Origin of the sequence: Duganella radicis (assembly GCF_009720825.1) — a bacterium.
Taxonomy (GTDB): Bacteria; Pseudomonadota; Gammaproteobacteria; order Burkholderiales; family Burkholderiaceae_D; genus Rugamonas; species Rugamonas radicis.
This window is the reverse complement of record NZ_WNKY01000002.1, coordinates 191916-218296: the sequence shown is the minus strand read 5'-3', so window position 1 is coordinate 218296 and position 26381 is coordinate 191916. Positions and strand designations below refer to the sequence as shown.

Genomic DNA, 26381 nt, shown 5'->3' with positions numbered 1-26381 from the left:
ATTTTACCTCAATGCGGCTGATTCAGGTACGAATCGCCCACCAGACCGCGCCGCGTGGCCAGCACCACGGCGTGGGTGCGCGCCGTTGCGCCAAGCTTGTCAAAAAGACCTTTGACGTGGGTTTTGACGGTGCCGACGCCGATCCCCAGTTCGCGCGCGATCGATTTGTTGCACTGGCCCTGGGCCAGCAGTTGCAGCACATCGGTCTCGCGGCTGGTCAGGCCGATGCGGGTGAAGCTGTCGGCCACGCAGCGGCTCAGTTCAGAGCTCAGGTAGCGCATGCCGCGGCTGAGGGTGCGCACGGCGGTCAGCAGCTGTTCCGAATCGGCGTTTTGCAGCAGGTAGCCATGCACGCCGGCCATCATGGCGGTGCGTACTTCCCATTCGCGTTCCAGCTGGGTGACGATCAGCACCTTGGGCTGCTGTTCGCCGTGGTGGGCGCTGGCGCTGCGGCGCATGTGTTCCAGCCCGCCGCGGTGGTCGATGATGATCACATCGGCGGTGCCTTCGCTGGTGATGTCCATGTCGGCGTGGGCGCCGAGCAGCGCGGCCAGGCCGGCGTTGACAATCGGGTCCGCATGCGCGATCCGCACACTGATTTTTTCGCCTTGCTGGACGATGGCATTGGTGTTGCCGGTGCCGCCAACGGCGGCCTGTGGCCAGGATCGGGTATCCACTCGCATGTCACTCTCCTAAAAATAGAAATGCTATCAATCGCTATCCAATGGGTTGGCCGGCACGATCAGGCGGCGGCGCCCGAACAGGCGCGCATCCAGCGAGTAAGCGCCTCCGCCCATCAGCACCAGCGCGATCGCCGTCACGGTGGCGATCATCAGCGGCGCCGTGTGCGGCCAGTCTGCGTGGGCCAGGCAGGCCACCTGGAAAGCCCCGCTGAGCAGGGCCGCCACCGGCGTCAGGATGCCGATCGCCAGGGCCAGTACCAGCGCCAGTTCCAACAGCGCCAGCCACCAGGGCGTGACGCCGCCGCAGCCGCTCTCCAACAGTAGCTGCAAGCCCACGGCTGCCCTTAACAACAAGAGACCGACTCCCGCGCCACCGCGCGGGAAACTGGAACTGAATCCTCGCATGAACAGAAGATTAAGCTTTCCACATCGTTTTGCCACGCCCCGATCCGGGAGGTGGTGCCTACCCAGATGGAGGTATAGGCAAAACCTTGCGCTTATGGCATGCTTTGGGCCAGATGTCAGAACTTTATTCGCGAGATTGATGCCCATGAACCCGCCGCCTATCACCATCCTGAGCGTGGATGACCACCCCATGTTCCGTGAGGGCATAGCCAGCGTGATCGCCGACGAAGAGGATATGCAGCTGGTGGAGGAGGCCACCAACGGCGTGCAGGCGGTGGAAGCCTGGCGCCGCCTGCGGCCCGACGTCACGCTGATGGACATCCAGATGCCGGACATGAACGGCATCGACGCCACCATCGCCATCCGCAAGGAGTTCCCGCATGCGCGGATCGTGGTGCTGACCACCTACGAGGGCGACGTGCTGGCGCAGCGCGCGATCGCGGCCGGCGCATCCGGCTATCTGCTCAAGAGCATGTTGCGCAAGGAGCTGCTGGCGACCATTCGTTGCGTGCACGAAGGACGGCGCAGCATTCCGGCGGCGGTGGCCAGCGGCATCGCCGAGCATTGGCATGAGGGAGCGCTGAGCAAGCGCGAGGTCGAAGTGCTGCAACTGGTGGCCGGAGGCCAGAGCAACAAGCGCATTGGCATGCACCTGGCGATTTCCGAGGAGACGGTCAAGGTGCACATGAAGAGCATCCTGGCCAAGCTGAACGCCAGCGACCGCACCCACGCCGTCACGCTGGCGATCGAACGCGGCATCCTTGACCTGCACTCCTGCGGGATTATCCAGTAACTACGCGGCTTCCCGCATCAGCCAGCGCCGCAGCGCGCCGCGCCGGCGCTGGTAGGCCGCCGCTGCCGGCGCGCGCACCTGCACCACCGTTCCCAGCGCGAAGCGGCACCACAAATCCAGCGTGGCGTCGATCTTGGCCGCGCGCTCGCGCATGCCGGTCAAGCCCCAGTGGCCGGGCAGCTCGCCGGCCGCCAGCACGTCGTCCGGAATGCCGCGACCGTCGTCGCGCACTTCCAGCGTGATGTGGTCCGGCCCATAACCCAGTTCCAGCTCGATGCGGCAAGCGCCCGCGTGGCGGAAAGCGTTGAGCAGCGCTTCGCGGCCGATGTGGTACAGGTGCTCGCCGGCGTGGTCGTTCAGCGCCGCCAGCTGGCCGGTGACGATCAGCGCGAAATCGGCCGCGTGTTCCTCGCGCAGTTCCTGTCCCAGTTCGCTGAACAGGCGCGGCAAGTCATGCTGCCACGCGCCCACGCTGCGCAAGCCGCTGACTTGCTCGCGGCCCTCGGCCAGCACCTGGTCGGCCTGATTGAGGATTTTCTCCACCAGCAGATAAGCTTCGCCGCCCGGCGGCAGACGCTTGAGCAGGGTTTGCACGCGTAGCATCAGGCCTTGCACGCTTTGCAGGAAAGTGTCGTGCAGCGTGCGGGCGATGCGTTCGCGCTCGTCGGCGCGGTCTTCGAGGCGGCGGCGCAGCTGGTTGGTGACCTGTCGCAGCCGCAAGCGGTAGGCCGCCCAGAGCAGCAGCCCCACCGCCATCGCGCACAGCAGCTTGAACCACATGGTTTCGATGAAGGTGGGCGGAATGCTGAACGCCAGTTGCGTTTCCTGCGGATTCCACACGCCGTCTTCATTGGCCGCCATCACGCGGAAGCGGTAATGGCCGGGATCGAGATTGGTATAGAAAGCCTGGCGGCGCGTGCCGGGGTCTTGCCAGTCCTTGTCCACCCCATCCAGCCGGTAGCGGAAGCGCACCCGTTCCGGCACGCTCAGGCTGAGCGCCGTGTAATCGATGCGCAGGCTGTTGGTCGATTGCGGCAGTTCCAGGCCGGGCAGGGGGCTGTAGCGCTGCTCGCCGATCGCCAGGTCTTGTACCACCACTGGCGGCGCCACCGGATTGCGTGAAATGTGCGAAGGATCGATCCAGTGGATGCGGTTGGCGGTGGCCATCCACAGCAGGCCGTCGTCGCCCAGCACCAGCGAAGGCATGGGGCGCAACTGCGATGCGGCGCCCAGCAGGCCGTCGTGGGCGTCGAAGCGTTCGTAGTCCACCTCGTGGCCTTGCTGGCGCTGGGTCAGCGCCACCTGCTCCGCGCTGACGCGGCTCAGGCCCTCGGTGCCGAACAGCCAAAGATCGCCTTTCGCGGTGCGGGCGATGCCGGACACGCCACGGAAACTCTCGCCCTTGCGGCCGTGCAGCGAGACGAAGCGCTCGCCGTCAAACCAGGCCACACCGCGCTCGCCGCCGGCCCACAGCTGGCCGCCGCTGCGATACATGGTCAGCACATTGCCCAGCTCCAGTCCCTGGTCGACGCCGTACACCGTGGCCGCGCCATTGGCGATGCGGACGATATGGTTGCGGATGTAGCCGGCCCACAGCACGCCGTTGCCGCCATCGGCCAGGCAGGTGGGGAAGCGGTCGACTGTGGCGGGCGTGAGCAGCGGCAGGTCGTCGCGCCGCTGCCACTTGCCGTCCTTGAGCAGGTACAGGCCTTCGCGCACGATGGAGACCCACAGGCCGCCGCCCGGCGCGCGGCTCATGGCCTGCACCTCGTAGCTGCGCGCCTCCGGCGGCAGCGGATAGCGCTCCACGCGGCCGCCGTCAACGCTCCATACCTCATCGTCGTTGCCGGCCCAGAGCACGCCGTCCGGATCGCGGTACAGCGCCGAGATATGCCCGGACAGCACGTTGCGCCGCTCGCCCTCCGGCCCCAATGCATGCAGGGCGCCGATGCGGTCGCCGGCCCACACGCCGCCGCCGCTGGCCGGCGCGATGGCGGGGCGGTTGAACATGATTTGCAGCGGGAGCGTCAGCAGCCGGTTGCGGCGGAAGCGATTCAGGCCGGCCGAGGTGCCGATCCACACATTGCCTTCGCGGTCCTGGAAAAAGCTTTGCGGCAGGCCGCCGCTCAGTTCCTGCTGCTGCGCCGTGCCGCTGCCGGCGTTGCGCCGCTCCATGCCGCCGGCGCGGAACAGCCACATATTGCCATCGCGATCGTAATGCATATTGCTGCCGCTGAGCGCAGGCCTGGCGGCCGCGTTGCCGGGCGGCGCCTCGGGCTGCATGCGGTAGTAGCTGTCGATATCGGACGCCCACACCGAGCCGTCGGGCGCCAGCGCCATGCCGCTCAAATCGCCGTGCGGCCAGGCCTGGCGGAACGGCGAGCGGACATCGGCACGGCTGTATATCCCGCCCTGCATGGCCACCCATTGCCGCCCGTTGCGGTCGAACAGCACCTGGCGCGTGCGCCGTTGCGGCAAGCCGTCGGCTTCGCCGGCGGTGACGAAGCGGTCGCCCGCCAGCCGCGCGAGGCCGTCGCGCGCGGCCACCCACAGCACGCCGTCCGGCGCGCGCGCAATGCTGGTGATGGCGCCGGCCGGCAGCCCGTCGTCAGCCGCGTAATGGCGCGCCTGGCCGTTGCGGAAAAAGCTGATGCCGCCGCCGGTGCGGTAACCGACCCACAAGCCGCCTTCGGGCGGGGCGTACAGCGTGCGCACGTTGAAGGACTGGAGCGTGTGGCCTTCCACGCTGTCCATGCGTTCGTAGCGGCGGCCGTCGAAGCGGTACAAGCCGCTGCCGGCGGCCAGCCATAGCCAGCCGTCGCTGGTTTGCGCGATATTGAGGATGTCGACCGGCGCGTTATCGAGCGCGCTCCAGGCGGTGTGGGTGTATTGGTCTTGCTGGCGGGCGGCGGGCCGCTGGGCCGAAGCTGGCACGCACCATAGCAAGCCGCACAGGACAGCGGCATGCAGGAGCAGGGTTGCGCGTGCAGTCGTCATCTGGTCATTTTAGCACCTATCCAGGCGCAAGTTGAGATCCCCCAAAAGGAAGGGGAAGGCACGATCAATACCAGTGATGCCAGAACCACGCGTGCTCTCTACACTGTGCGCACGATTTACTTACTGGAGCTATGCTAAATCATGAAAATGTATATCGTATCGTTGGCCGTCGGCTTGCTGGTCGGCCTCATATACGGCTTCCTGAACGTCCGTTCGCCGGCGCCGCCGGTGATCGCGCTGGTCGGCCTGCTAGGGATGCTGCTCGGCGAGCAGTTGCCGCCGCTGCTGCGCCAGATCTGGAAGCCGGAAGCCAGGCAAGTGTCGTGGATCGAAGACCACGTCAAGCCGCATTGTTTCGGCCAACTGCCATCCGCGCAAAAGTCCGATGAAACCAGGAGCACCTAAATGTCGCAAACACCCGATCTGATTCTTCACCGCGGCCTGTTCACCACGCTGGACCGCGGCAATCCGACGGCGGAAGCCGTCGCCATCAAGGATGGCAAATTCACCCACGTCGGCCGTGCCAATGACATCATGGCGCTGGCCGGACCGGCCACCAAAATCATCGACCTGCAAGGCAAGCGCGTGCTGCCAGGCCTGATCGATAACCACTGCCACATCATCCGTGGCGGCCTGAATTTCAACCTTGAGCTGCGCTGGGATGGCGTGCGTTCGCTGGCCGACGCCATGGCCATGCTGAAGGCACAGGTGGCGATCACGCCGGCGCCGCAATGGGTGCGTGTGGTGGGTGGCTTCACCGAGCACCAGTTTGCCGAGAAGCGCCTGCCGACCATCGAAGAATTGAACGCGGTGGCGCCGGATACGCCAGTATTCATCCTGCACCTGTACGACCGCGCCCTGCTGAACGGCGCCGCGCTGCGCGCCGTCGGCTACACCAAGGACACGCCGGAACCGCCGGGTGGCCAGATCCTGCGCGACGGCTCCGGCAATCCGACCGGCCTGCTGCTGGCCAAGCCCAATGCCTCCATCCTCTACGCGACTTTGGCCAAGGGCCCGAAACTGCCGCTGGAATACCAGGTCAACTCGACCCGCCACTTCATGCGCGAACTGAATCGCCTGGGCGTGACCGGCGTGATCGACGCCGGCGGCGGCTTCCAGAACTATCCGGAAGACTATCAGGTGATCCAGCAGCTGGCCGACGCCAGGCAGCTGACCATCCGCATGGCCTACAACCTGTTCACGCAGAAGCCCAAGCAGGAGAAGGAAGACTTCATCAACTGGACGCAAAGCGTGAAGTATCAGCAGGGCGACGACTACTTCCGCCACAACGGCGCCGGCGAAATGCTGACCTTCTCGGCAGCCGACTTTGAAGACTTCCGCCAGCCGCGGCCCGACATGCCGGCCAATATGGAAGAAGATCTGGAAGGCGTGGTGCGCGTGCTGGCGCAGAACCGCTGGCCATGGCGCATGCATGCCACCTACGACGAAACCATCAGCCGCGCGCTGGACGTGTTCGAACGCGTGAATCAGGACATTCCGCTGGAAGGCCTGAACTGGTTCTTCGATCATGCCGAAACCATCTCGCAGCAATCGATCGACCGTATCGCCGCGCTGGGTGGCGGCGTCGCCGTGCAGCACCGCATGGCCTATCAGGGCGAGTACTTCATCGAGCGTTACGGCCATGGCGCCGCCGAAGCCACGCCGCCGATCAAGAAGATCCTGGAGTCGGGCGTGAAAACCTCGGCCGGCACCGACGCCACCCGTGTGGCTTCCTATAATCCGTGGGTATCGCTGGCCTGGATGATCACCGGTAAAACCGTCAGCGGCGCCCAGCTCTACCCGCGCGCCAATTGCCTGGACCGCGAAACCGCGCTGCGCATGTGGACCGAGAACACCACCTGGTTCTCCAACGAGGAAGGCAAGAAGGGCCGCATCCAGGTCGGCCAGCTGGCAGACCTGATCGTGCCGGACAAGGATTTCTACGCCTGCGCCGAAAGCGAGATCTGGGATCTGACTTCCGACCTGACCATCGTGGGCGGCAACGTGGTGTACGCGGCGGGCGCTTTCGCCAGCCACGATACGCCACCGCCGCCGGCCATGCCGGATTGGTCGCCGGTGCGCCGTTACGGCGGCTACGCCGGCTGGGGCGAGAAGCAGGGCACCAGCCGTGCCGCGCTCAAGGAACTGGAGAAGCGCCAGTTGCAGCAGAAACGTGAGCGCGAGCAGCAAGCCGCCGCCTGCGGCTGCGCCAACAACTGCAATGTGCACGGCCACCAGCACGCCAACTCGTGGGCCAGCAAGATGCCGGTGTCGGACCTCAAGAGCTTCTGGGGCGCGCTGGGTTGCGCCTGCTGGGCGGTTTGATGCGGGCGCCTGCCATCGCGACCACCGCGCGTTCGCTCGCCGAACGCGCGCAGTGGATACGCTGGATATGTCTGCTGCTGTTGTGCGCCGCCTATATCCAGGGTGGCGTCAACAAGCTGACCGACTTCAATTCCGCCATCGGCGAGATGCGGCATTTCGGCCTGTCGCCGGCGGCGCCTCTGGCGGCGCTGGTGATCGCGCTGGAACTGGGCGCCTCGGTGGCCATCCTTACCGGCTTTTACCGCTGGCTGGGCGCTGGCTTCCTCGGCGTGTTCACGCTGATGGCGACTTTTGTGGCCAACCGTTTCTGGGAGATGGGCGGCCAGGAGCGCTTCATGGCGGCCAACAGCTTCTTCGAGCACCTTGGACTGACCGGTGCTTTCCTGTTGGTGGCCTGGCTCGATTTACAGAAAGGTAGTAATGGAACGCGGTGATATCAAACAGGGCGCGGTGCTGGGTTTCCTGGCCGGCTACGTGGACACGCTGGGCTTTGTCGGGCTATTCGGCCTGTTCACGGCCCACGTGACGGGCAACTTCGTGCTGATCGGCCGGGCGCTGATCGAGCCCTCGCAAGCCATCGGCATCAAGCTGATGGTGTTCCCGGTGTTTATGTTGTTTGTCGCGCTGGCGCGGCTGGCGATACTGCACTGGGACCGCGGCGGCGGCAAGACGCTGCGCAACAGCTTCCTGTTCCAGCTGTTCATGATGATGGCGACGGTGCTGTGCGCGTGGCAGGCGGCGCCGGTGGTGGAAGCGTCGGCGCCACTGACGCTGCTCACCGGCTGCCTGTGCGCCGGCGCCATGGCGGTGCAGAACACCTACGGCAAGCTATTGCTGGGCAAGACGGCGGCAACCACCGTCATGACCGGTAACGTCACGACGCTGGTGATCGAGTTGGTGGATTCGCTGCGCGGCGATGCGGAAGCGATCGGCCGTTGCAAGAAGCTGACCTGGCCGGTGCTGGGCTTCGCCGCCGGCTGCATGAGCGGCGGCGTGGCCTTTGTGCTGGCTGGCTTCCATGGCTTGCTGCTGCCGTGCGCGATGCTGGTGTGGCTCGCGGCGGCGGCAAAGGATTAGATGGTGATAATCCCGCGTTTGAGAGCGATCGTCACCGCGTGAGTGCGATCGTTCGCGGCCAGCTTGGCCAGCACGTTCTTCATATGAGCCTTGACGGTTTCCTCGGAAATCGTCAGGCGCTCGGCGATGCGGCGATTGGAATGTCCACTCGCCGCATAATTCAATACTTCCATTTCCCTTGAACTCAACGGACCCTGGCCCATGTGCTGGGCCAGTTCCATCGCGATCTCCGGTGGTATGCGGCGCTGGCCCATGTGGACGCCGCGCACGGTGTCCAGCAAGTCCTTGCGCAAAGTACTCTTCAACAGGAAGCCCGCCGCACCGCCTTGCACGGCGCGCAGGATTTGCGCGTCGCCCTTGTAGGTGGTCAGCATCACGACGCGGGCGTTGTTATGCTCGCGCCGGATTTCCTGCAAAGCCGTGACACCGTCCATCTCCGGCATGGCGATATCCATGATGGTGACGTCCGGCCGCAGCGCCTGATAGGCATCCACCGCCTCGCGGCCATTGCACGCTTCGCCGACGACGATCATGTCGGCCTGGGTGGAGATAGCCTCGCCCAGGCCTGCCCGCAACAGCGGATGGTCGTCGACGACCAGTACGGAAATAGGATTGCCCATGTCAGCGCAACTGCGTGTAGGCCACCGGCACCCACTGATAGGCCTTGCCGTTGCTGCGCAAGTGGCCCAGGCCCGGGAAGGACAGGTGCGAAGCGCCGACCAGCGAGCCATCCTTGGCTACGGCCTGGAATACCTTGGCGCGCGCGGCGGCGGCGCTCTTGGCGTCGCTGTCGAAGCCGATGGTCACTTCCGGATGGTCGAACTGCACCGCGCCGACGTGGATCAGGTCACCGATCAGCACCAGCTTCTTGCCCTTGCTTTCCACCGTGTAGATGGTGTGGCCCGGCGTGTGGCCGTAGCTGGACGTGGCGCGCACGCCCGGCGCCAGTTCGGTGTCGCCGCTGAATGGCTTGAGGTGCTGCGCCGTCGCGTAGGGCGACAGCGAGGCCACCGCGCCCTGGAAGAAGTCCTTGCTGTCGGACGGTGCCTTATCCTGGTTGGCTTGGCTCAGCCAGAAGTCGGTATCGCGTTTGTCGGCACGCACCACGGCGTTGGGGAACACGATCTGGCTGTTGGCCGCCAGGCCGCCCACATGGTCCGGGTGCAGGTGGGTCAGGTAGATTTCATCGATCTGTTCCGGCTGATAGCCCGAGGCCTTGATGTTGGCCACCAGCTTGCCCAGGGTAGGGCCAAACAGGCCGCCGGCGCCGGTGTCCACCAGAATCAGCTTGCTGCCGGTGTTGATCAGGAAGCCGTTGACCGAGGTCTCGGTCGGCACGCTCTGGAAGTTGCGGGCCAGCGCCTTGGTGGTGGTTTCAGCTGGCTCGTGCAGCAGCTTGTCGACCGGCAGATCGACCGTGCCGTCGCTGATGGCGGTCACTTCAAAGTCGCCCAGCGTGATGCGGTGGAAGCCCGGCGCGTTGGTGCCGGCCAGCGGCGCGGCGGCGAAGGCGGGGGCGGCGAAGAGCGCGGCGATCAGTGGTGTAATTTTCATGTTGGCGTCCTTAACAATTCATCGATAACTGAAGTATGCTGCTTTGCAAAAAATGGCACAATATGTAAAAAGGCAAATAGTCTTTGCGTAATGCGCAAAGATCCGCATCGATGAGGAAAAGATGATTGACGGTTTGAAATGCTTCGTTACTGTAGTGGAACTTGGCAGCTTGTCGCGGGCGGCGGTGCAGCTGGAAATGGCGGTGTCCTCGGTATCGCGCAAGATTGATGCGCTGGAGACGGAATTGGGCGCGCGCCTGCTGCTGCGCAGCTCGCGGCAGGTGATCGTCACCGACGCCGGCGAGCGCTTCCTGCCGCGCGCCCGCAACATCCTGGCCGAACTGGCGGACGGCATGAACGCCGTGCAGGAACTGGACAGCGAACCGCGCGGCCTGCTGACCGTGACCGCGCCGGCGGCATTCGGCCGGCTGCACGTGGCGCCGGCGATTGCCGCCTTCTTGCAGCGGCACCCGCTGATCGAGGTGGATCTGCATGTCAGCGACGACGTGGTGGACCTGTCGGCGCGCCGCGTGGACGTGGCGGTGCGCGCCGGCGTGCTGCCGGCCAGCGATCTGGTGGCGACCCATCTGGCGGGCATGAACCGGGTGGTCAGCGCCAGTCCCGCCTATCTGGAAAAACATGGCTGGCCCAAGTCGCCCGAAGACCTGCTGAATCATGAGTGCCTGACGGTGAACGGCCGCGTGCCGCCGCGCGGCTGGTGGCGTTTTGAGGGCGTGAATGGCTATCAGCCCTTGCCGGTCAAGGGCCGCTTGCGCTGCGACGATACCGACTCGCTGCTGCACGCGGCCATCAGCGGCGCCGGCATCGTCCATCTGGCGAACTGGCTGGCCAGCGATGCGATCGTCGCCGGCCAGCTGGTGCCGGTGTTTCCGATGTTGCCGGTGGAGCAGGGCGGCGTCAATGTGCGGCGCGATCCGAACGAACCGGCCATTCATGCGGTGCACATGCCTGGCCGTTCGAATCAGGCCAAGGCACAGCTATTGATACGTCATCTGAGGGAGTATTTTGGCAGCCCGGCCTACTGGGATGTGGCCATGCTGGCTGCCGGAGCGGCGGAACGCCGCTCCGTGAGGTAGATCAGTCCCAGTCGCCGCCACCGCCACCACCACTGTCACCTCCGCCGCTGCTGCCGCCATCGTCCCAGCCACCGCTGGTGCCGAAGTCGTTGCCGCCCATGTCGTCGCGGCGCAGCAGTTCATCGCGCGAGGATGGATCGTCGTAGACGATGTCGTTGCGTGGCTGGTCGTGGCCAGAGCTGGAATTGGAATCGTGGCCGCCGGTGAACTGGCGCGCCAGCGCCTCACCCGCAACGATACCCGCGCCGACCGCCGCACCGGTGGCCAGGCCGCCCATGATGCGCGAACCCATGCCTGGCTGCCCAGGCTGGCCATAACCCGGCTGGCCGTAGCCCTGCTGTGGGTAGCCTTGCTGAGGATAGCCGCCGCCCGGAGGATAGCCCGGCGCCGAACCCGGATTGTAGCCGGCCGGGTTGAAGCCATCGTTGGCGGCCTGCTGCTGGCGGCGCTGCATGAAGCGCGTGGCCAGCCAGATAAAGCCGGCCAGGCCCAAACCGATGATCAGGATGCCGCCGAACGAAATGCCGCTGCTCTGCGGCGCGTTGGCGTATCCGCCGCTGCCGTAATTGCTGCCGCCGCCATTGTTGGCGTTGGCATGGCGCGCCGGCTGCTGCGAATAATTGGTCTTCTGGCCCTCCGCCAGCAGGGTTTTCAGCTTGGCCAGTGCCTCCGGTTTGACTTTCGGCAGTCCGGGCGACAGCTGCTCGGCCTTGGCCAGCGAGGCTTGCGCGGCCACGAACTGGCCTTGCTTGGCTTGCAACTCGGCCTCGACAAAATACGCGGTGGCGCTGTTGGGGTGCGCCTTCAGCACCTGATCCATCATCGCCTGCGCTTCGGCGTACTTGCCCGCTTCGGCTGCGACATACACCTCGTGAATGGTCGGCTCGGCGGCAAATACAGGGGCCGCGAACGCCAGAGCGCCGGCCAGCATGGTGATACGTACAATAGATTTCGCCGTCATTTCATTACCTCCTGGTGAAGACAGGCCTAAGATGAAGGTAGTTTACGCCAATTTCAAGGGGCCTGCGGTGCGTTGCAGCACAGAGTCGCGGGCGGCGGCGATGCTGGCGGCCACCAGGTCGGCGGTGGCGGCGCACAAGGTCCAGCCGAGATGGCCGTGGCCCGTGTTGTAGAACACGCCCGGCGCCTTGCCGGGGCCTACGCGCGGCATCAGGTCCGGCATCATGGGCCGCAGCCCGGCCCATGGCGTGATGCTGCGCGTGCTCACCTCCGGGAAGTTTTGCTGCACCCAGGCCGTCAGCGGCGCGATGCGGTCGGCGCGGATGTCGCGGTTAAAACCGTGGAACTCGGCGGTGCCGGCCACGCGCAAACGGTCCTCGCCGAGACGGCTGCTGACCAGCTTCACGGTATCGTCCACCAGGCTGACTTGCGGCGCGGCGGCGCGGCTGGCCGCGTCCTCCAAATGCACGGTGACGGAATAGCCCTTCACGGGATAGACGTTGACGTGATCGCCCACCTGTGCCGCGAGTTCACGGCTGGCGGCGCCGGCGCAGATCACCACGCCGTCATAATCGGTGATGTCGGCGCCGTCGCCTTGCAACACGGTGACGCTGACGCCACGGTCGCTGGCGCTGAGCTGCACCACCTGCTGGTTGAAGCGCAGCTGAGCGCCGAGGCGCTGCGCCGCCTGCGCCAGGCCGGTGGTGAATTTATGGATATCGCCGCTGCTGTCGCTTTCGGTGTAATGGCCGCCGTAGTACTGGCCTTGCAGCGCCGGTTCGATGGCGCGCATCTCGTCCGGCGTGACGGCGCGGCGCGGCACGCCGCCGCGCGCCAGCAGCCTGCTGACCGCCAGCGCATGCTCGAACTCCGCGCGGTCGCGGTGGATGTGCAGTATGCCCTGGCGTTTCAGGTCGAACTCCAGGCCTTCATCCTCGGCCCACTGAAACAGGTGCTCGCGCGCGGCCACCGCCATGCGGGCCAGGGCGATGGTGTTGTCGTGATAGTGCGGCATGGCGCCGATAAATTCGCCAAACCAGGACAGCTTGTGCCACGTTGGATGCAGGTGCACCAGCAGCGGCGCATCGCTGCGCAGCATCCATTGCAACGCCTTGGCGATGGTGGCGCGGTGGTTCCAGACTTCCGCATGGGAGGCCGACAGCTGGCCGCCGTTGGCATATGAGGTTTCCATCGCCACGTAGCGATGGCGTTCCAGCAGGGTGACGGCGAAGCCGCGCTTGGCGAGGGCATAGGCGGTAGTCACTCCGGTGACGCCGCCGCCGATGATGGCGATGGTTTTCATGATAGGCATAACAATGTTACAAGAAAACCATCGCCTCCGAAACAAATTTTATGCTTTCTGTTGTTTCGCGATATAACGGTCGATCACCGTCGGCAGCACCGTCAGCGGCACGCCGCAGCTGGACACCAGCGCATCGTTAAAGCCCGGCAGGTCGAATTTGCCGCCCAGCGCCGCCTTGGCGCGCTCGCGCTGGCGCAGGATTTCGTTGTGGCCCATCTTGTAGCCGCAGGCCTGGCCCGGCGATACGGTGTAGCGATCGATCTCGCTGGTCATGGCTTGCTGGCCACGGCCGGTGTTCTCGACCAGGAAGCGGATCGCCTGTTCGCGCGTCCACTTCATGGCGTGCATGCCGGTGTCCACCACCAGGCGGCAGGCGCGGAATTGCTGCGCCTGGAGATAGCCGATCTGGCTGAACGGATCGTTGGCGTACAGGCCAAATTCATCGACCAGCTGTTCCGCATACAGCGCCCAGCCCTCGACGAAGGCGTTAAAGCCGATCAGCGAAGAGATCAGCGGCAGCTCGCCGTGGTGCTCGGCCAGATAGGCGCCTTGCCATGCGTGGCCCGGCAGGCCTTCGTGCGCGGTCAGGGTGGCGATTTCCGACTTCGGCCACAGCGTGGTCGATTTCAGGTTGATGTAGTAGATGGCCGGGCGCGAACCGTCCAGTGAAGCGAAGTTCATATAGCCCAGTGGCGCGCCGGCCTCGATATCGGTCGGCACGCGCTTGATTTGCAGCGGCACTTTCAGGTCGAGGTGCGAAATTTGCGGCATCAGCTTGCGCACCGCGTCCACGCGCTCGTTGCAGTAGGCGATCAGCTCTTCGCGGCCTTTGTCGTTGTCGGCGTAGAAGCGCTGCGGGTCTTTCGACAGCGCCAGCAGGCGCTGGCCCACCGTGCCCTGCGTGATGCCCTGTTTTTTCAGGATGGCGTCGATGCGCGCTTGCAGCTGCTTGTTCTGTTCCAGACCGATGGCGTGGATTTCCTTCGCGCCGCGCGTGGTCGACGTGCCGAGACGCAGCGCCCACTCGTAGTAGGCCGCGCCGTCCGGCAGGCGATGCACGCCGGCCACGTTGGTGGCCTTGGCGGCGGCTTTGCTGAAGGCGGCGATCTGGCGTTCCAGCGCCGGATACACCGAACCTTCCACCAGTTTCAGGGCACGCGCGTGCCAGTCGCCGGCGATGTTCTGTTTTTGCGTGCGCCCGGTGATCGAGGTCACCAGCTTTTGCTGGTCGGCGGCGGTCTTGCGGAAATCCTGCAGCTGGCCCAGCGCGGTGCGGCAGATGAAGTCCGGCGGCATGATGCCCTTGGCGGCTTGCTCGGCGATGCGCGCGGTTTCCTGGTCCAGCACCCTGGCCATGGCGGCCAGGCGTTCGATGTAGGCTTCCGCATCGGCGGCGTTGGCGATGGCGTGCTGCGAGTCGAGGAATTCCGGAATGCGGGTCAGCGCGCCGTCCTGCTGCGTGACAGGGAATGGCGCGGTGCCGCCATTGAAGCCTGCGGCCGCGCCGCCAAACGGGAAGCGCAGACCGGCGATGCCCGATTCGGCCGCGTAGGCGACGGTGTCGTAGCGGATTTGCGCATCGGCGCTCAGGGCTTGGCGGTCGATGGCGCGCAGGCGGGTCTGAATGGATTTGACTTCGGCTTCCCATGCCGCGTCACCAGCCGGTGAGACGTCTTCCAGCTGCGACTTCAAGGCCGCGCGTTCGCCCTTATCCAGGCCAAGGCCGGTGGCGCTGGTCGGCGACAGGTGCAGCGCCTCTTCCGCGATATCGTCCAGCAGTTTGGTGAATTTGGCGTCGGCCGGGTTGGTGGTGTCGGCAAAGGCCAGGCCGGGAGCAGCGGTAGCTGCGAGGGTGGCCAACAGGAAGTCGCGGCGGGTATAAGTCATGGCATCCTTTGTAAGAAGCGGCGAAAGGCCGACCTTAGCTTGCCGCCCTCCGGCATGTCAATGGCATTTAGCTATCCCGACTGTATCGTAATGTATAGCGCTCGGCGAGTGCGCGCAGCACGTCGACTTCCTGGCGCGGCAGGGCCAGCGCCACATGCATGTCCGGACGCACCAGGTAAGCGGCATCTTGCAGCAGGCCTGCGTGGGCGGCGTCCTCGCTCCACGGCCAGGCATGCAGCGACAGGCGCAAAGCCTGCGCGGCGGCGGCCAGCAGCGGATCGACATGGCCGTAGACATGCAACTGCCAGTCCAGCGATTGCAGCGCGGCGAAGTTATCGGACGGCAGCCACGGCAGCCGGTCGCCGCCGATGATGTCGCCGGCGCGGCCGCCGCTCAGCGGGCTGTCGGGATAGTGGATCAGCACTTGCGACAAGGTCTTGAACAGCGTGCGGCGCGCCGCCGCAAAGCCGCTCAGCACCGGGAACACATGCGGCAGCAGCCAGCTGCGCAACAGCTGTCCGCCGGTGCCTTGCGAGACGATCAGCTGGAAGGCGCGGTCGGTGGTGATCACCAGCTTGCGGGCGAAGACGATGCGCTCCGCCTCATAGGTATCGAGCAGCGCGGCGTCGGCGCGGCCTTGCAGCACGTGGGCCAGCTTCCAGGCGAGGTTGATGGCGTCGCCGATGCCGGTGTTCATGCCCTGGCCGCCGGCCGGGCTGTGGATGTGGGCCGCGTCGCCGGACAGGAAACAGCGGCCCACGCGAAAGTGCGACGCCACGCGATGATGCACGCGGTAGGTGGAGAACCAGTTCACCTGCTCCACCCGTATGCCCAGCAGCGGCTCCAGCACCGGGCGCACGGCTTCAAAGTCCGGATTGGACGGCGCGTCATCGGGCATGATGCCGATCAGCCGCTGCATGCCGCGCGAACGCACCGGCAGCATCAGCGCAAAGGTATTGGCGCCGAGGTGACCGATCAAATCTTGATTCGGCGGGCCGGCGGTCTGCACATCGGCCACGTAGTACAGATGCTGGTAAGTGCCGCCGGTGAACTCCAGTCGCAGTGATTCACGCACGCGGCTGCGCGCGCCGTCGCAGCCGCACAGGTAAGTGCAACTGGCGGTGTGGCGGTCGCCATCCTGTTCCAGCACGGCGCGCACGCCCCATTCGTCCTGCGTGAAGGATTCCAGCTCGGTGTTCCATTCCACCTCCACGCCTTCCGCCTTGAGCTGGGCGACGAGAAAGCGTTCGTGATCGTCCTGCGGATAGGCCAGCACGAAAGGGTAGGGACTGAGGCCGGCGCCGATATCCTTGAGCGGTAGCAGGGCGATATCGTCGCCATGCTCGCGCAGGTGGATGGCTTCTATCTTGATGCCTTGGTTGATCACCACATCGGCAAAGCCCAACTGACGGTAAAACTCCAGCGTGCGCGCATGCACCGCCATGGCGCGCGAGGCCTGACCGGGGCCGCTGTTCTTGTCGATGATGCGGACAGCAATGCCCCGTCTCGCCAGCGCGATGGCAAGTACCAGGCCGGTAGGTCCGGCGCCAACAATGAGCACTTGAGTAGCCATGCAACCAGTCTACAACCAAGGGCGGATGCGGTGCGCGCAATTGTGGGACCACAGTTTGCGTAGCGCTGGTATGATTAGTTTATTTTTACTTAACTGTTTTCGTAGCCGATGAGCGATTTCACCACCCGTCGCGCGCTGATGCTGGCGCTGCTCTCCACTCCCTTGGCTCGCGCAGGGGATTTTCTCGATCAGTCGCCGGTAGCCGCGCCGCTTTCGCCGATCGCGCTGCTGGCGCGGCTGGAAAAGGAGTCGGGCGGACGGCTGGGTGTGGCCGCGCTGAACACGGCCGACGGCCGGCAACTGCTGCATCGCGCCGACGAGCGCTTCCCGTTTTGCAGCACTTTCAAGATGATGTTGTCGGCAGCGTTGCTGGCGCGCGAACCGGCGCTGCTGAAAAAGCGCATCGCCGTTGACAAGAGCGATCTGGTGCCGCATGCACCGATCACCAGCAAGCATGTGGGCGAGGGCATGACTGTGGCGGAACTGTGCGAAGCGACCCTGCAATACAGCGACAACCCAGCCGCCAACCTGCTGATGAAACAGATCGGCGGCCCGGCTGCGGTGACCGCCTATGCGCGCTCCATCGGCGACAACGAATTCCGGCTTGAACGCTGGGAGACGGAACTCAACACCGCGCTGCCCGGCGACACGCGCGACACCACCACGCCGCTGGCGATGGCGAAGTCCCTGCAAAAGCTGGTGCTGGGGGATGCGCTGCCGTCGCCGGCGCGCAAGCAGCTGAAAGACTGGATGCTGGGGAATACGACGGGCGCCACGCGCATCCGCGCCGGCGTGCCTTCCGGCTGGCCTGTCGCTGATAAAACCGGCGCTGGCGATTACGGCACCGTCAACGACATCGCGGTGATCTGGCCACCGGGCAAAGCGCCGATCGTGCTGGCGGTATATCTCACGCAGCCGGGCAAGGACGACAAACTGCGTCCCGAAATCCACGGCGAAGCCGCCAGAATCGTGATCGAGGCGTTCAAATGACAGAACGCAGATTCAACATCTTCGGCCGCCACATCGCCGTCACCGGCGCACCGGGCGCATGGCGCGCCTACTACTTCGGCGCCGAAGGCAAGCGCCGCGAGGCCGACTTCATCATCCCCGGCGACGTGGCGGAGGCGGATCTGTGCGAATACCTGTCGGACCTGTTCCACGAAGACGCCACCCCGCGTAACAACACCGCGGTGCAGTTATGCTGAAGACCTATCACGGCAGCTGCCACTGCGGCGCGGTCACCTTCGAGGCGGACATCGACCTAAGCGAGGGCACCCTCCGCTGCAACTGCTCGATATGCGCGAAAGTGCGCTTCTGGCCGGCCATCATCAAGCCGGAAGCATTCCGCCTGCAATCGGGCGAGGGCGAATTAACGCTGTACCAGTTCCTGACGAAGCGGGACAGGCATCTGTTCTGCCGCCACTGCGGCGTGCGCGCCTTCGGCATTGGCAGCTCGCCGCGCTGGGGGCCGTTCTACGCAGTCAACGTCACCTGCCTTGACGACGCCAGCCCGGAAGAACTGGTGAACGCGCCCATCACCTACCTCGACGGCAAAAACGACAACTGGGAAAACCCGCCAACCGAAACACGCCATCTTTAACATGCAAATCCGTAAAGCACTCCTCACCGATAACGACCATGTCAGAACCGTGGTGCGGAAATCCCTGGCCTCGTTCGGCCTGATCGCGGATTTCGAAAGCCTGGACGCCGCCATTGGCGCCATCGGCCGTGCCGACTCGCCCAACGATATCGAACTGGTGGCGGAAGTGGATGGCAGGCTTGGAGGTTGTCTTGTCATCCAGCGCCGTCAAGGCACATCCGCCAAATTATTTGGCTTCCACGTCGATGCAGGCATGCAGGGACGCGGCGTCGGTCGAGCCCTGCTGACTGAAGGAATAGCTGAAGCGCGCAGAAATAATTTCACCCGGCTGGATCTGGAAACCTGTGGCGACATGCACGCTGCGATTCACCTGTATGAGTCATTTGGATGGAAACGCGGCCCCGACCCGCTGCCAGAAAGTGGCGCAGACCGTTTTTATTCCTTGGCATTGACATGACAGTACGGGCTTACACACCAGAGGACTTCCCGGCAGTTTGCCGCATCTACCTCGACGCCAAGCGTGCAGAACTCCAGTTCGAACCCGGCCAATTTGAGTTTACACCGCTGGAGCAGGATGCAGGCATATTGGCGGCATTCAAAGAATCCGAGGTGCTGGTGTACGAGGACGGAGAAATCCAAGGATTTTCCGCCACCTTCGACGGCCAACTGCGAGCACTGTTCGTACAAGGTGGTGCAAGAGGAAAGGGCATAGGCCACGCACTGCTGAACGCCGTCATCGCTAAGACTGCGAACGCCATCACTCTCAACGTCGCCCGTTCCAACGAAGGCGCAATCCGATTCTATGAAAGGAACGGATTCACCTTGACCGTCGAAACCACTCGCCAATACAGCGGCATCGAAGTCCGCTACGCGCAAATGCAGCTTGCTCGCAATTCGCTAGTGGGCGTTGACAAGGCAGCGGCGGCGCGCCATGCTGGCCGCCACGAGGAGGCGTTGGAGCTGGTGCTGGAATCATTTGCCCGCGCGGATGAAAGCCATGTCCCAACCATGTTCACATGGCGGCTGCTGCTGGACGAATATGCTCCGGCGCGCGAGGCAATGGTACGCGAGCGTGATGCGCAAGTGGCGCAATTGCTGGCTGGAGAGCTGAACTTCGGCAGGAGCGGCTCCCACTGGCAGCGTTCACGCTTCCGGCTCATCATCGGCATGAACAACGACCTGCAAGATCAGCGCGCGACCTATGAATTATTTCTGCGGCTGTTGACGACCAAGCCGGAGGCGGTGCGCGACGCGGTCGGTCTGGCCTTGCCGGCCATAGTCGAAGCAGGGAACTACGCGCTTGCCGAGTCTTACCTCGATGACCCGCTGCCTCGGCTGGATGAATTGAATACCCTCGCGGACGACCTGCCGCTTTTCCCTATGGCGAACGTTGCGCCAAGGTTGGCTGCGGAGCTGCATAACTTCATGCGCGAGGTAAGCATGCTCGCTGCCGTGCATCGAGGCCTGGGCCGCGACGCGCAAGCAGACGCGTTGCCCGAAGCCGCACTGGCAGGCTTGAAGCGGAACGACATCCGCACATGGGCAGCGCGGGAACTTGCCGATCCCGGCATGCTTTTCCGCGAGATCGCCAGAGTGGAAATCCGCTGCACCACGGAGGACGATTGGCAGGAACTCAAGCGCATACGCCTCGCCGCCTTGCTGGATGCGCCGACGGCGTTTGGCGTTAGTCATGCCAGCGCTGTAGCCTACACGGACGAAGCGTGGCGAGACCGCGCGGCGGGGCGCGGTCCGGCGCGCTACATTCTGGCATTTGAAGGAAATGAAGCAATCGGCATCGTCGCCCACGTCCCGGATGAGAAACAAGAACTCAACTTGATCGCCATGTGGGTAGCGCCATCACAGCGAGGGACGTCCACCGCCGGCCGATTGGTGGACGCCGTTAAAACCTACGCCCGAAACCACGGTCACGCGCGCATCGTGCTGGATGTCGCCCCAGGCAACCAGCGCGCCTCCGCGTTCTATCAAAAACAAGGCTTCGTCTTCCTTCCTGAGTGGGACATCCTTGAAAGCCATCCTCACATCCAGGTCCAGAAAATGGCGTGGACGGCGTAGATCAAGGCGTTTGATAGCTGATTAGTCGTCCAGCCCCTTGCCGTCGAGGATGCGCTGGGTGCATTTTTCGATGCGGGCGACGCGCGTCTTTGCTTGTTTGGCGGAGGAGAAGTGCAGCAGGTAGGCGCGTTGGCGGCCGGGTGTCAGTTCTTCGAAGGCGGTGCGCAGGGCGGGTGTTTCGTCCATGGCGTATTCCAGCTCTTCGGGGAAGGAGAATTCGGCGGTCTTTTTCAGCTCCACTTTGACGCCGGATTTTTCCAGCGCGATGGCGTCTTTGATGTAGCTCTTTAAGACCTTTTCCTGGCGCGTGATGTCGGCCAGTTCTTTGAACCGGATCTGGCGCGCGGCCTGCACATTCTCGGTCTGCTGGATCAGCAGGTTTTTCGGGTCTTTCATCAGCGCGCCTTTGAAGAACAGCAGCGCGCAGTATTCTTTGAAGCCGTGCATCAGCACGACGTTGTGGCCGTCCAGCGTGTAGCACGGCTGGCCCCATTTGAAGTCCTCTTCCAGTTCACTCTCGGCGATGATGGCGCGCAGGGCTTCGAATTCGGCGCGCCAGCTCTTGGCGCGCTCCAGGAAGGCGTCTACTTTGTCGTTGCTCATTCGGTCTCCTCTCATTGCCATTCAAGGTGGACGACTTTGTAGCCTTTGTCTTTCAGGACTTGCAGCAGTGTCGGCAGGGCTTTGGCGGTCGGTCCGTTCGCGTCGTGCATCAGGATGATACCGCTGCCGCTTTTATCCAGGCTGTCCTTCAGACGCTGGGCCAGGATGGCGGTGGTGTCTTCGGGAATCCAGTCGTTGATACCCATGTCGATCGAGGCGACGGTGATGTTGGCTTGCTTGAGCGCTTCCAGCATGGTGGGCGTCTCTGCCAGGAAGGGGAAGCGGTAGGCTGGCGTTTCCACGCCGAAGACGGCTTTGTACGCGGCGCGGCTGCGCTTGAGGTCTTCCAGTTGCTGCTCAGGGCTGAGCGAGCCGAGATTCGGATGGGTGTCGCTGTGGATGCCGGCTGAGTGGCCTTCGCTGACTTCGCGGCGTGCCAGTTCCGGGTTTTGCGTGATGTTCTGGCCGACCAGGAAGAAGGTGGCTTTGGCGCATTGGTCGGACAGGGCTTTCAGCACCAGCGGGGTGTTCTCCGGCGATGGGCCATCGTCGAAGGTGAGGACGACTTCGCCCTTTTTCAGCGGCAGCGCGCTGTGCTGGAGGGCGCCGTAGGCGGCGCCTTCGCGTTTGAGGATGATGGTGCGTTCGGTGTTCAGTTTGTCCGGGCCGCAGTCGGCGGCGCTGGCGGTTCCTGCGAGTGCTGCCAGTATCAATGCGATTGCTTTCATGCGCTTCTGTCTCCGATATGTATGTGACCGACCAGTTCTGCGACTGGCAGGACCAGCGGGATGGCTTCGCCGGGAAGGTCGGCTTGCCATTCGCTGATTTGTTGGGCATGGCATTTTAACGCGGCTTCGCGTTGTGTCCATGCTTGCGTGTATTCGGCAGGCGTTTTGAGGCCGGCCGCCTTGGGGCCGAGGTAGTCGCGGGCGATGGCGGGCCAGTCAGGGATGGCTTGCACGTACATCAGGTCAGCGCCGATGGGGCCTCGCAGGTTGATGGCGGCCAGGGAGTGGCCGGTTTCATGGCTGATGGAGATGCCGATACGACTCGGAGCGCCGGCCAGCAGGATGCGTGGCGGGGCCCCGGGCGTGGAAGCGATTGCGATGTCGGCGACGGGAATGCGCAGCACGGCGGCCAACGCCTCGCGCGCGGCGAGACGGATGCCGCGGCGCGCGGCCTCGCGCAGTGCCGGGGAAGGCGCGGTGCGGATCAGGATGGCGAACAGGCCGTCCTGTGGCGCCGGCGTGGGACCGGGCCAGAGATGGACGGCCAGTGGTTTCATTTGCGCGCCGGGGCGGCGGGACAGCCGGCCCAGTTGCCGTTGGCCGGTATGTGTTCGCCTTTCATCACCAGCGTCAGTGGCCCAAGGCGCGCGTTGTTGCCGACGGCGGCGCTGTACAGCACCGCCGCGCGTGGCCCCATGTAGACGCGCTCTCCAATCACCACATGGTCGATTTTCATCACGCGGTCCTCAAACAGGTGCGTTTGCGGGCAGGTGAGGGCATTCAGTTCGCTATGGTCGCCGATCTGTACGCAGTCGAATTCCGTGATGTCGGTCGTGTCCATGTAGACGCCTTTGCCGATCCGGGAACCCAGCATGTTGAAGGCAATCGGCAGCCACGGTGTGCCGCGCAGGTAGCGCATGAAGTTCGGCACGGCGATGCCTTCGTACAGATTGGTTACGCCTTCCGACAGCCACACGAACGGTGTCCACATTGGCTCCGATTGTTTGCGATAGCGTCCGATCAGCAGCCATTTGAGCAGCACCACGAACACGTAGTTGCCCACGCCGTAGGCCAGTCCCGCCAGCGTCAGGTCCCAGATCACCTCACCCCAGCGTCCTGCGCCAGCCGCTGGCATCACCGCCAGCACCAGCGTGTAGCCGACCGCGATCACCAGCGCATGCGGCGCGACGATGCGGAAGGCCTCAATCAAGCCGCGCCCCAGACGCCGCATCGGCGATGGATGGAAGGTCAGATGCTCAGGATAGCCGCTGGTCTGCTCGCGCGCCGGCAGGTTGATCGGCGGGGAGCCGAGCCAGGTGTCGCCATCCTTCATGTGCTGGTTGTCCGGCGCGCGCGAGTGCACGCCGATCAGCACATGCTCCGGCAGCACGGTGCCGTCCGGGATGTAGGCGCCGTTGCCGACAAAGCTGCGGTGCGAGACCACGGTCGGTTTCATCACCATCCAGCCGCCATCGATTTCCTCGTCGCCCAACATGACGGCATCGGCGATGAAGGTTTCGTCGCCAAGCGTCAGCATGTCCGGCACCACGCCCAGCGCGGTGGAGATTTCGGCGTCCTTGCCGACCTTGGCGCCCAGCAGGCGATACCAATAGGGCGCGAACACGGTGGCGTAAATGCCGTGCAAAACGTTGAGGCTCGATTCCTGAATCTGGCTCACCAGCCATTTGGCGCAGTAGGTGTTGCCGTGGACCGGGAACTGGCCCGGCTTCAATCGTGGCAGTGCGCTCCAGCGGATGCCGGCCGAGACCAGCGCGGTCAGCACGATCAGCACCGTGCTGGCGGGGAAGGCCAGCAGGAAGTAGCGCAGCAGGCGGATGCGCACGTCGTCGCCCTGTATCCACGGCAGCCAGCCGGCTTCGTCGAACCAGTCGATCAGCACGAAGCTCGGGAATACCGGCATGAAGAACAGGGTCACGACCAGCAGGATGCCGATGATGAAGAACAGTGCTTCGCCTGTGAGGCGCGCGGCGCTGGCGACGGGACGCGGCGGCAGTTTGCGTTCAAACGCGCCCATGTCGCGCGCCGGTGAGCCGGCCCATACGCGGCCGGCTGGCACCACCTTGCCGTCGCCCAGCGCCGATTGGCCTTCCAGGTGGCCCAGCGTTTCGACGCGCGTGTTCCCTTCCATGATGGCGAAGGAGCTGACGCAGGCGTCCTTTTCCAGCGTGATCTGGCCAAGATGTAGTTGGCCGCGTTCGACGCGGGCGTTTTCGAAATTGACGGCGTTGCCGATGCTGACCTGGTCGCCGATGCTGAGCAGGTCCGGCGCGCGCAGGGTCATGGAGCCGATGATGACGTCCTTGCCCACTTTGGCGCCGAGCGCGCGCAGCCACCATGCGTTGAGCGAGGAGCCGCTGAGCAGGTAGGCGGGGGCGGCTTCGACCAGCCGGTCTGCCAGCCACCAGCGGTAGTAGGTGATGCTCCACAGCGGATACACGCCGGCCTTCAGGCGGCCGGCGATCAGCCATTTGCCGGCGATGGCGATGGCGAATTCGCCGATGGTCGCCAGCAGGAACACGCCGACCGAGGCGGCGATGGCGCGTGCTACGGAGTCGCCGGGATCGCCGGTGTAGAAGTGGTAGGTGAAGAAGGGCGCCAGCCATTGCGCCATGCGCAGGGTGACCAGTGGCGGCATGGCGGCCGCCTGGGCGATGCCGCAGATCCAGCGTTTGAGCGTGGCGGGCGGTGTCCAGTCTTTTTCTTCTGTGCCGCCGTCCGGCGCTGCGCCCAACGCTTCGGCGATTTTGCCGATCTGGCGTTGCTGGTAGATGTCGCGCACGGTGATGTGGGCGTAGCGCGGGTCGGCGCGCAGCGAAGATGCCAGGCGGGCTGCGAAGAAGGAGTGGCCGCCAAGGTCGGTGAAGAAGTCGGCGTTGCGCAAAATCGGCTGGCCGGGGAATAGTGCGGCCAATGCCGCGAACAGCGCTTCTTCGGCCGGCGTTTCGGGCAGGTCGGAGTCTTCGGCGCTGCCGGCGGGGGCGACGCTCAGTGGTGTGGCTTTCAGTGTCTTGCGGTCGATTTTGCCGGAGGTCAGGCGCGGCATGGCGTCCAGCATTTCGTAGCGGCCGGGGACCATGTAGGGCGGCAGCTTGGCGGCGAGGGCGGCGCGCAGTTCGCGCGGGTCCAGCGTGGTCGCGCCTTCGGGGACGATGTAGGCGACCAGTTGATCGATGCCGTCGTCCTTGCGCAGCAGGACCGCCACGGTGCCGACGCCGGGTTGCTGCGCAAGCAGGGCTTCGATTTCGCCCAGTTCGACGCGGAAGCCGCGGATTTTGACTTGGTCGTCGGCGCGGCCCAGGCAAGTCACTTCGCCGTCTGGGCCGATGCGCGCGAGGTCGCCGGTACGGTACAGGCGCGCGTCGTGCGGGCCGCTCGACCATGGGTTGGGCAGGAATTTTTCGGCCGTCAGATCGGGGCGGCCCAGGTAGCCGGCGGCCAGCCCCGGACCGGTGATGCACAATTCGCCGACTTCGCCGTGCGGCAGCAGGCGCAGGACCGGGCTCGGTCCGGCGCCCGCGCCGCCCGCCGCCGGGCCATTTGCCGCCTTTGGGCCACCGGCCGTCGCCACGCCGCTTGCCTGCGGCAGGCCATGCGCCGTCGCTTCCGCGTACTCGGTGTTCGCATCGATCACCAGCAGGCCATAGTTGGGTAGCGGTCGGCCGATGGTTACCGGATAGCCGGGACGCAGGCGCGCCAGGCTGGCGGAGACGGTGGCTTCGGTCGGGCCGTAGGTGTTGAACATCTGGCGGCCTTCGCGCGACCAGCGCTGCACCAGCGATTCCGGGCACGCTTCGCCGCCGAGGTTAATCAGCCTTAAACTCGGCACCTCCTGATTGAACAAGGCCAGCAGCGTCGGCACCGCGTGCAGCACGGTCACGCCGTTCTGCTCCAGCATGCGCGGCAAGGTCTCCGGATCGCCGCTGATCTCTTTAGGCCCGATCCACAGCGTGGCGCCGACCAGATACGAAATCCAGATCTCCTCGAACGACATGTCGAAGGCCACGGAGAAGCCCTGATAAACCTTGTCCTCGCCGCTCACGCCCAGCACTTCGTTCTCGCTGCGCAGGAAGTGGCAGATGCTGCGCTGGGTGATCAAGATTCCTTTCGGCTTGCCGGTGGAGCCGGAGGTGTAAATCACATAGGCCGGAACATCGGGCGACACCGCACCGCGCCGGGCCAGTGTTTCACCGGCGGCGGGTGGTGCGAGCAATGCTTCGGCGGTCCACACGGCGCGGCCGGATGCCGCAACGTCGGCCAGACGCGGCGCGAAGGCGGCGCACGTCAACACGCCGGCACTGGCCGCATCGTCCAGGCAAACCTGCAAGCGCTCGACCGGCGTGTCCTCGTCGACCGGCAGCCACGCCGCGCCGGCCTTGGCGATGCCCGCTTGCAGCACCAGCAGCTCCAGCCCGCGCGGCAGCCATAAACCGACGATCTGGCCCGGCCGCACGCCGGCCGCGATCAGCCGCGCCGCCACCAGGTCGGCCTGCGCATCCAGTTCGCCATACGTCAGCTGGCGATCGCCGAAAATCAACGCCACCCGCCCTGGATGGCGCGCGGCGCTGGCCTCCAGCAGGTCGGCGAGAATTTCCTCGCGCAGCAAGGATTCCTGCTGCGGGCCAAAAAGAACGTCGGGATGGGGCGGTGTTACGGCTTGATTCATGCGGATACTTTATTCGGATTTAGCCTGCATTGTACGGTAC

Annotated in this window: 24 protein-coding genes; 11 read left to right on the top strand and 13 right to left on the bottom strand. The window is 64.8% G+C overall.

The annotated features are described in order from the left end of the window. Nucleotides 1–8: 8 nt before the first annotated feature. Both GM676_RS04135 and GM676_RS04130 read right to left on the bottom strand, forming a co-directional pair. Complete coding sequence (locus GM676_RS04135) at nt 9–683, bottom strand: LuxR C-terminal-related transcriptional regulator (protein ID WP_155462122.1); 675 nt, start codon at nt 681–683, stop codon at nt 9–11. A 27-nt stretch (nt 684–710) separates the two neighbouring features. Next, a complete protein-coding gene (locus GM676_RS04130) occupies nt 711–1013 on the bottom strand; it encodes a hypothetical protein (protein ID WP_211923142.1) in 303 nt (100 codons plus the stop codon). Between the two features lie 220 nt (nt 1014–1233). On the opposite strand from GM676_RS04130, the gene GM676_RS04125 reads away from it, so the two are divergent. After that, the gene (locus GM676_RS04125) at nt 1234–1881 is read left to right on the top strand and encodes a response regulator (protein WP_155462120.1); all 648 of its coding nucleotides are present in this window, start codon (nt 1234–1236) and stop codon (nt 1879–1881) included. Here the strand turns inward: GM676_RS04125 and GM676_RS04120 are convergent, their stop codons facing one another. After that, nucleotides 1882–4878, bottom strand: a complete 2997-nt coding sequence (locus tag GM676_RS04120) for a ligand-binding sensor domain-containing protein (protein ID WP_155462119.1) — start codon at nt 4876–4878, stop codon at nt 1882–1884. Nucleotides 4879–5019: 141 nt separating this feature from the next. On the opposite strand from GM676_RS04120, the gene GM676_RS04115 reads away from it, so the two are divergent. The 4 genes from GM676_RS04115 to GM676_RS04100 are packed head-to-tail and all read left to right on the top strand — an operon-like array spanning nt 5020 to nt 8280. Further along, entirely contained in the window at nt 5020–5283 is a 264-nt protein-coding gene (locus GM676_RS04115; protein ID WP_155462118.1) for a DUF1427 family protein, read from the top strand. After that, on the top strand, nt 5284–7203 hold the full coding sequence (locus GM676_RS04110; RefSeq protein WP_155462117.1) for an amidohydrolase: 1920 nt from the start codon (nt 5284–5286) through the stop codon (nt 7201–7203). It begins immediately after the preceding gene. Next, entirely contained in the window at nt 7203–7637 is a 435-nt protein-coding gene (locus GM676_RS04105) for a DoxX family protein (RefSeq protein ID WP_155462116.1), read from the top strand. The genes GM676_RS04110 and GM676_RS04105 overlap by 1 nt, the downstream gene beginning before the upstream one ends. Next, nucleotides 7624–8280, top strand: coding sequence for a YoaK family protein (locus GM676_RS04100; RefSeq protein WP_155462115.1), 657 nt, complete (start codon nt 7624–7626; stop codon nt 8278–8280). Before GM676_RS04105 ends, GM676_RS04100 begins: the two co-directional genes overlap by 14 nt. On the opposite strand, the gene GM676_RS04095 is transcribed toward GM676_RS04100, so the two are convergent. Next, a complete protein-coding gene (locus GM676_RS04095; protein ID WP_155462114.1) occupies nt 8277–8900 on the bottom strand; it encodes a response regulator transcription factor in 624 nt (207 codons plus the stop codon). The genes GM676_RS04100 and GM676_RS04095 overlap by 4 nt on opposite strands. A 1-nt stretch (nt 8901) precedes the next feature. After that, the gene (locus GM676_RS04090; RefSeq protein ID WP_155462113.1) at nt 8902–9834 is read right to left on the bottom strand and encodes an MBL fold metallo-hydrolase; all 933 of its coding nucleotides are present in this window, start codon (nt 9832–9834) and stop codon (nt 8902–8904) included. Between the two features lie 121 nt (nt 9835–9955). Here GM676_RS04090 and GM676_RS04085 point away from each other — a divergent pair, with 121 nt between their 5' ends. Then, nucleotides 9956–10930 (top strand): LysR family transcriptional regulator, encoded by a 975-nt coding sequence (locus tag GM676_RS04085; protein ID WP_155462112.1) that lies wholly within the window; start codon nt 9956–9958, stop codon nt 10928–10930. A gap of 1 nt (nt 10931) precedes the next feature. Here GM676_RS04085 and GM676_RS04080 read toward each other — a convergent pair whose 3' ends face one another. From GM676_RS04080 to GM676_RS04065, 4 genes are all read right to left on the bottom strand, one after another. Continuing rightward, nucleotides 10932–11891, bottom strand: coding sequence for a tetratricopeptide repeat protein (locus GM676_RS04080; RefSeq protein WP_155462111.1), 960 nt, complete (start codon nt 11889–11891; stop codon nt 10932–10934). A 42-nt stretch (nt 11892–11933) separates the two neighbouring features. Then, the gene (locus GM676_RS04075) at nt 11934–13193 is read right to left on the bottom strand and encodes a D-amino acid dehydrogenase (protein ID WP_155462228.1); all 1260 of its coding nucleotides are present in this window, start codon (nt 13191–13193) and stop codon (nt 11934–11936) included. A gap of 48 nt (nt 13194–13241) precedes the next feature. Continuing rightward, on the bottom strand, nt 13242–15080 hold the full coding sequence (locus GM676_RS04070) for a DUF885 domain-containing protein (protein WP_155462110.1): 1839 nt from the start codon (nt 15078–15080) through the stop codon (nt 13242–13244). Nucleotides 15081–15147: 67 nt separating this feature from the next. After that, nucleotides 15148–16653 (bottom strand): FAD-dependent oxidoreductase, encoded by a 1506-nt coding sequence (locus GM676_RS04065; RefSeq protein WP_155462109.1) that lies wholly within the window; start codon nt 16651–16653, stop codon nt 15148–15150. A 108-nt stretch (nt 16654–16761) separates the two neighbouring features. Between GM676_RS04065 and bla the strand changes: the two genes are divergently transcribed. The 5 genes from bla to GM676_RS04040 are packed head-to-tail and all read left to right on the top strand — an operon-like array spanning nt 16762 to nt 20326. Then, nucleotides 16762–17643, top strand: a complete 882-nt coding sequence (bla, locus tag GM676_RS04060) for a class A beta-lactamase (RefSeq protein WP_155462108.1) — start codon at nt 16762–16764, stop codon at nt 17641–17643. After that, the gene (locus GM676_RS04055; RefSeq protein WP_155462107.1) at nt 17640–17858 is read left to right on the top strand and encodes a DUF7661 family protein; all 219 of its coding nucleotides are present in this window, start codon (nt 17640–17642) and stop codon (nt 17856–17858) included. Before bla ends, GM676_RS04055 begins: the two co-directional genes overlap by 4 nt. Next, nucleotides 17852–18253 (top strand): GFA family protein, encoded by a 402-nt coding sequence (locus GM676_RS04050; protein ID WP_155462106.1) that lies wholly within the window; start codon nt 17852–17854, stop codon nt 18251–18253. The genes GM676_RS04055 and GM676_RS04050 overlap by 7 nt, the downstream gene beginning before the upstream one ends. A 1-nt stretch (nt 18254) precedes the next feature. After that, the gene (locus GM676_RS04045; protein WP_155462105.1) at nt 18255–18710 is read left to right on the top strand and encodes a GNAT family N-acetyltransferase; all 456 of its coding nucleotides are present in this window, start codon (nt 18255–18257) and stop codon (nt 18708–18710) included. Beyond that, nucleotides 18707–20326, top strand: coding sequence for a GNAT family N-acetyltransferase (locus tag GM676_RS04040; RefSeq protein WP_170304213.1), 1620 nt, complete (start codon nt 18707–18709; stop codon nt 20324–20326). The genes GM676_RS04045 and GM676_RS04040 overlap by 4 nt, the downstream gene beginning before the upstream one ends. Nucleotides 20327–20347: 21 nt before the next feature. Here the strand turns inward: GM676_RS04040 and GM676_RS04035 are convergent, their stop codons facing one another. Genes GM676_RS04035 through GM676_RS04025 form a run of 4 tightly spaced genes read right to left on the bottom strand, consistent with a single transcriptional unit; the run spans nt 20348 to nt 26341 of the window. Further along, nucleotides 20348–20929 carry a YdeI/OmpD-associated family protein gene (locus GM676_RS04035; RefSeq protein ID WP_229262526.1) on the bottom strand — a complete coding sequence of 194 codons (582 nt, stop codon included), beginning with the start codon at nt 20927–20929 and terminating at the stop codon, nt 20348–20350. Nucleotides 20930–20940: 11 nt separating this feature from the next. After that, nucleotides 20941–21657 (bottom strand): polysaccharide deacetylase family protein, encoded by a 717-nt coding sequence (locus GM676_RS04030; protein WP_170304212.1) that lies wholly within the window; start codon nt 21655–21657, stop codon nt 20941–20943. After that, entirely contained in the window at nt 21654–22214 is a 561-nt protein-coding gene (locus GM676_RS31515) for a 4'-phosphopantetheinyl transferase family protein (protein WP_170304211.1), read from the bottom strand. Before GM676_RS31515 ends, GM676_RS04030 begins: the two co-directional genes overlap by 4 nt. Further along, the gene (locus GM676_RS04025; RefSeq protein WP_155462101.1) at nt 22211–26341 is read right to left on the bottom strand and encodes a Pls/PosA family non-ribosomal peptide synthetase; all 4131 of its coding nucleotides are present in this window, start codon (nt 26339–26341) and stop codon (nt 22211–22213) included. Before GM676_RS04025 ends, GM676_RS31515 begins: the two co-directional genes overlap by 4 nt. Between the last annotated feature and the right edge of the window lie 40 nt (nt 26342–26381).

Excerpts from the sequence above, each read along its gene's own strand:
- GM676_RS04135 (WP_155462122.1), bottom strand. The coding sequence starts at position 683 with ATGCGAGTGGATACCCGATCCTGGCCACAGGCCGCCGTTGGCGGCACC.
- GM676_RS04125 (WP_155462120.1), top strand. The coding sequence starts at position 1,234 with ATGAACCCGCCGCCTATCACCATCCTGAGCGTGGATGACCACCCCATG.
- GM676_RS04120 (WP_155462119.1), bottom strand. The coding sequence starts at position 4,878 with ATGACGACTGCACGCGCAACCCTGCTCCTGCATGCCGCTGTCCTGTGC.
- GM676_RS04115 (WP_155462118.1), top strand. The coding sequence starts at position 5,020 with ATGAAAATGTATATCGTATCGTTGGCCGTCGGCTTGCTGGTCGGCCTC.
- GM676_RS04110 (WP_155462117.1), top strand. The coding sequence starts at position 5,284 with ATGTCGCAAACACCCGATCTGATTCTTCACCGCGGCCTGTTCACCACG.
- GM676_RS04105 (WP_155462116.1), top strand. The coding sequence starts at position 7,203 with ATGCGGGCGCCTGCCATCGCGACCACCGCGCGTTCGCTCGCCGAACGC.
- GM676_RS04100 (WP_155462115.1), top strand. The coding sequence starts at position 7,624 with ATGGAACGCGGTGATATCAAACAGGGCGCGGTGCTGGGTTTCCTGGCC.
- GM676_RS04095 (WP_155462114.1), bottom strand. The coding sequence starts at position 8,900 with ATGGGCAATCCTATTTCCGTACTGGTCGTCGACGACCATCCGCTGTTG.
- GM676_RS04090 (WP_155462113.1), bottom strand. The coding sequence starts at position 9,834 with ATGAAAATTACACCACTGATCGCCGCGCTCTTCGCCGCCCCCGCCTTC.
- GM676_RS04085 (WP_155462112.1), top strand. The coding sequence starts at position 9,956 with ATGATTGACGGTTTGAAATGCTTCGTTACTGTAGTGGAACTTGGCAGC.
- GM676_RS04080 (WP_155462111.1), bottom strand. The coding sequence starts at position 11,891 with ATGACGGCGAAATCTATTGTACGTATCACCATGCTGGCCGGCGCTCTG.
- GM676_RS04075 (WP_155462228.1), bottom strand. The coding sequence starts at position 13,193 with ATGAAAACCATCGCCATCATCGGCGGCGGCGTCACCGGAGTGACTACC.
- GM676_RS04070 (WP_155462110.1), bottom strand. The coding sequence starts at position 15,080 with ATGACTTATACCCGCCGCGACTTCCTGTTGGCCACCCTCGCAGCTACC.
- GM676_RS04065 (WP_155462109.1), bottom strand. The coding sequence starts at position 16,653 with ATGGCTACTCAAGTGCTCATTGTTGGCGCCGGACCTACCGGCCTGGTA.
- bla (WP_155462108.1), top strand. The coding sequence starts at position 16,762 with ATGAGCGATTTCACCACCCGTCGCGCGCTGATGCTGGCGCTGCTCTCC.
- GM676_RS04055 (WP_155462107.1), top strand. The coding sequence starts at position 17,640 with ATGACAGAACGCAGATTCAACATCTTCGGCCGCCACATCGCCGTCACC.
- GM676_RS04050 (WP_155462106.1), top strand. The coding sequence starts at position 17,852 with ATGCTGAAGACCTATCACGGCAGCTGCCACTGCGGCGCGGTCACCTTC.
- GM676_RS04045 (WP_155462105.1), top strand. The coding sequence starts at position 18,255 with ATGCAAATCCGTAAAGCACTCCTCACCGATAACGACCATGTCAGAACC.
- GM676_RS04040 (WP_170304213.1), top strand. The coding sequence starts at position 18,707 with ATGACAGTACGGGCTTACACACCAGAGGACTTCCCGGCAGTTTGCCGC.
- GM676_RS04035 (WP_229262526.1), bottom strand. The coding sequence starts at position 20,929 with ATGAGCAACGACAAAGTAGACGCCTTCCTGGAGCGCGCCAAGAGCTGG.
- GM676_RS04030 (WP_170304212.1), bottom strand. The coding sequence starts at position 21,657 with ATGAAAGCAATCGCATTGATACTGGCAGCACTCGCAGGAACCGCCAGC.
- GM676_RS31515 (WP_170304211.1), bottom strand. The coding sequence starts at position 22,214 with ATGAAACCACTGGCCGTCCATCTCTGGCCCGGTCCCACGCCGGCGCCA.
- GM676_RS04025 (WP_155462101.1), bottom strand. The coding sequence starts at position 26,341 with ATGAATCAAGCCGTAACACCGCCCCATCCCGACGTTCTTTTTGGCCCG.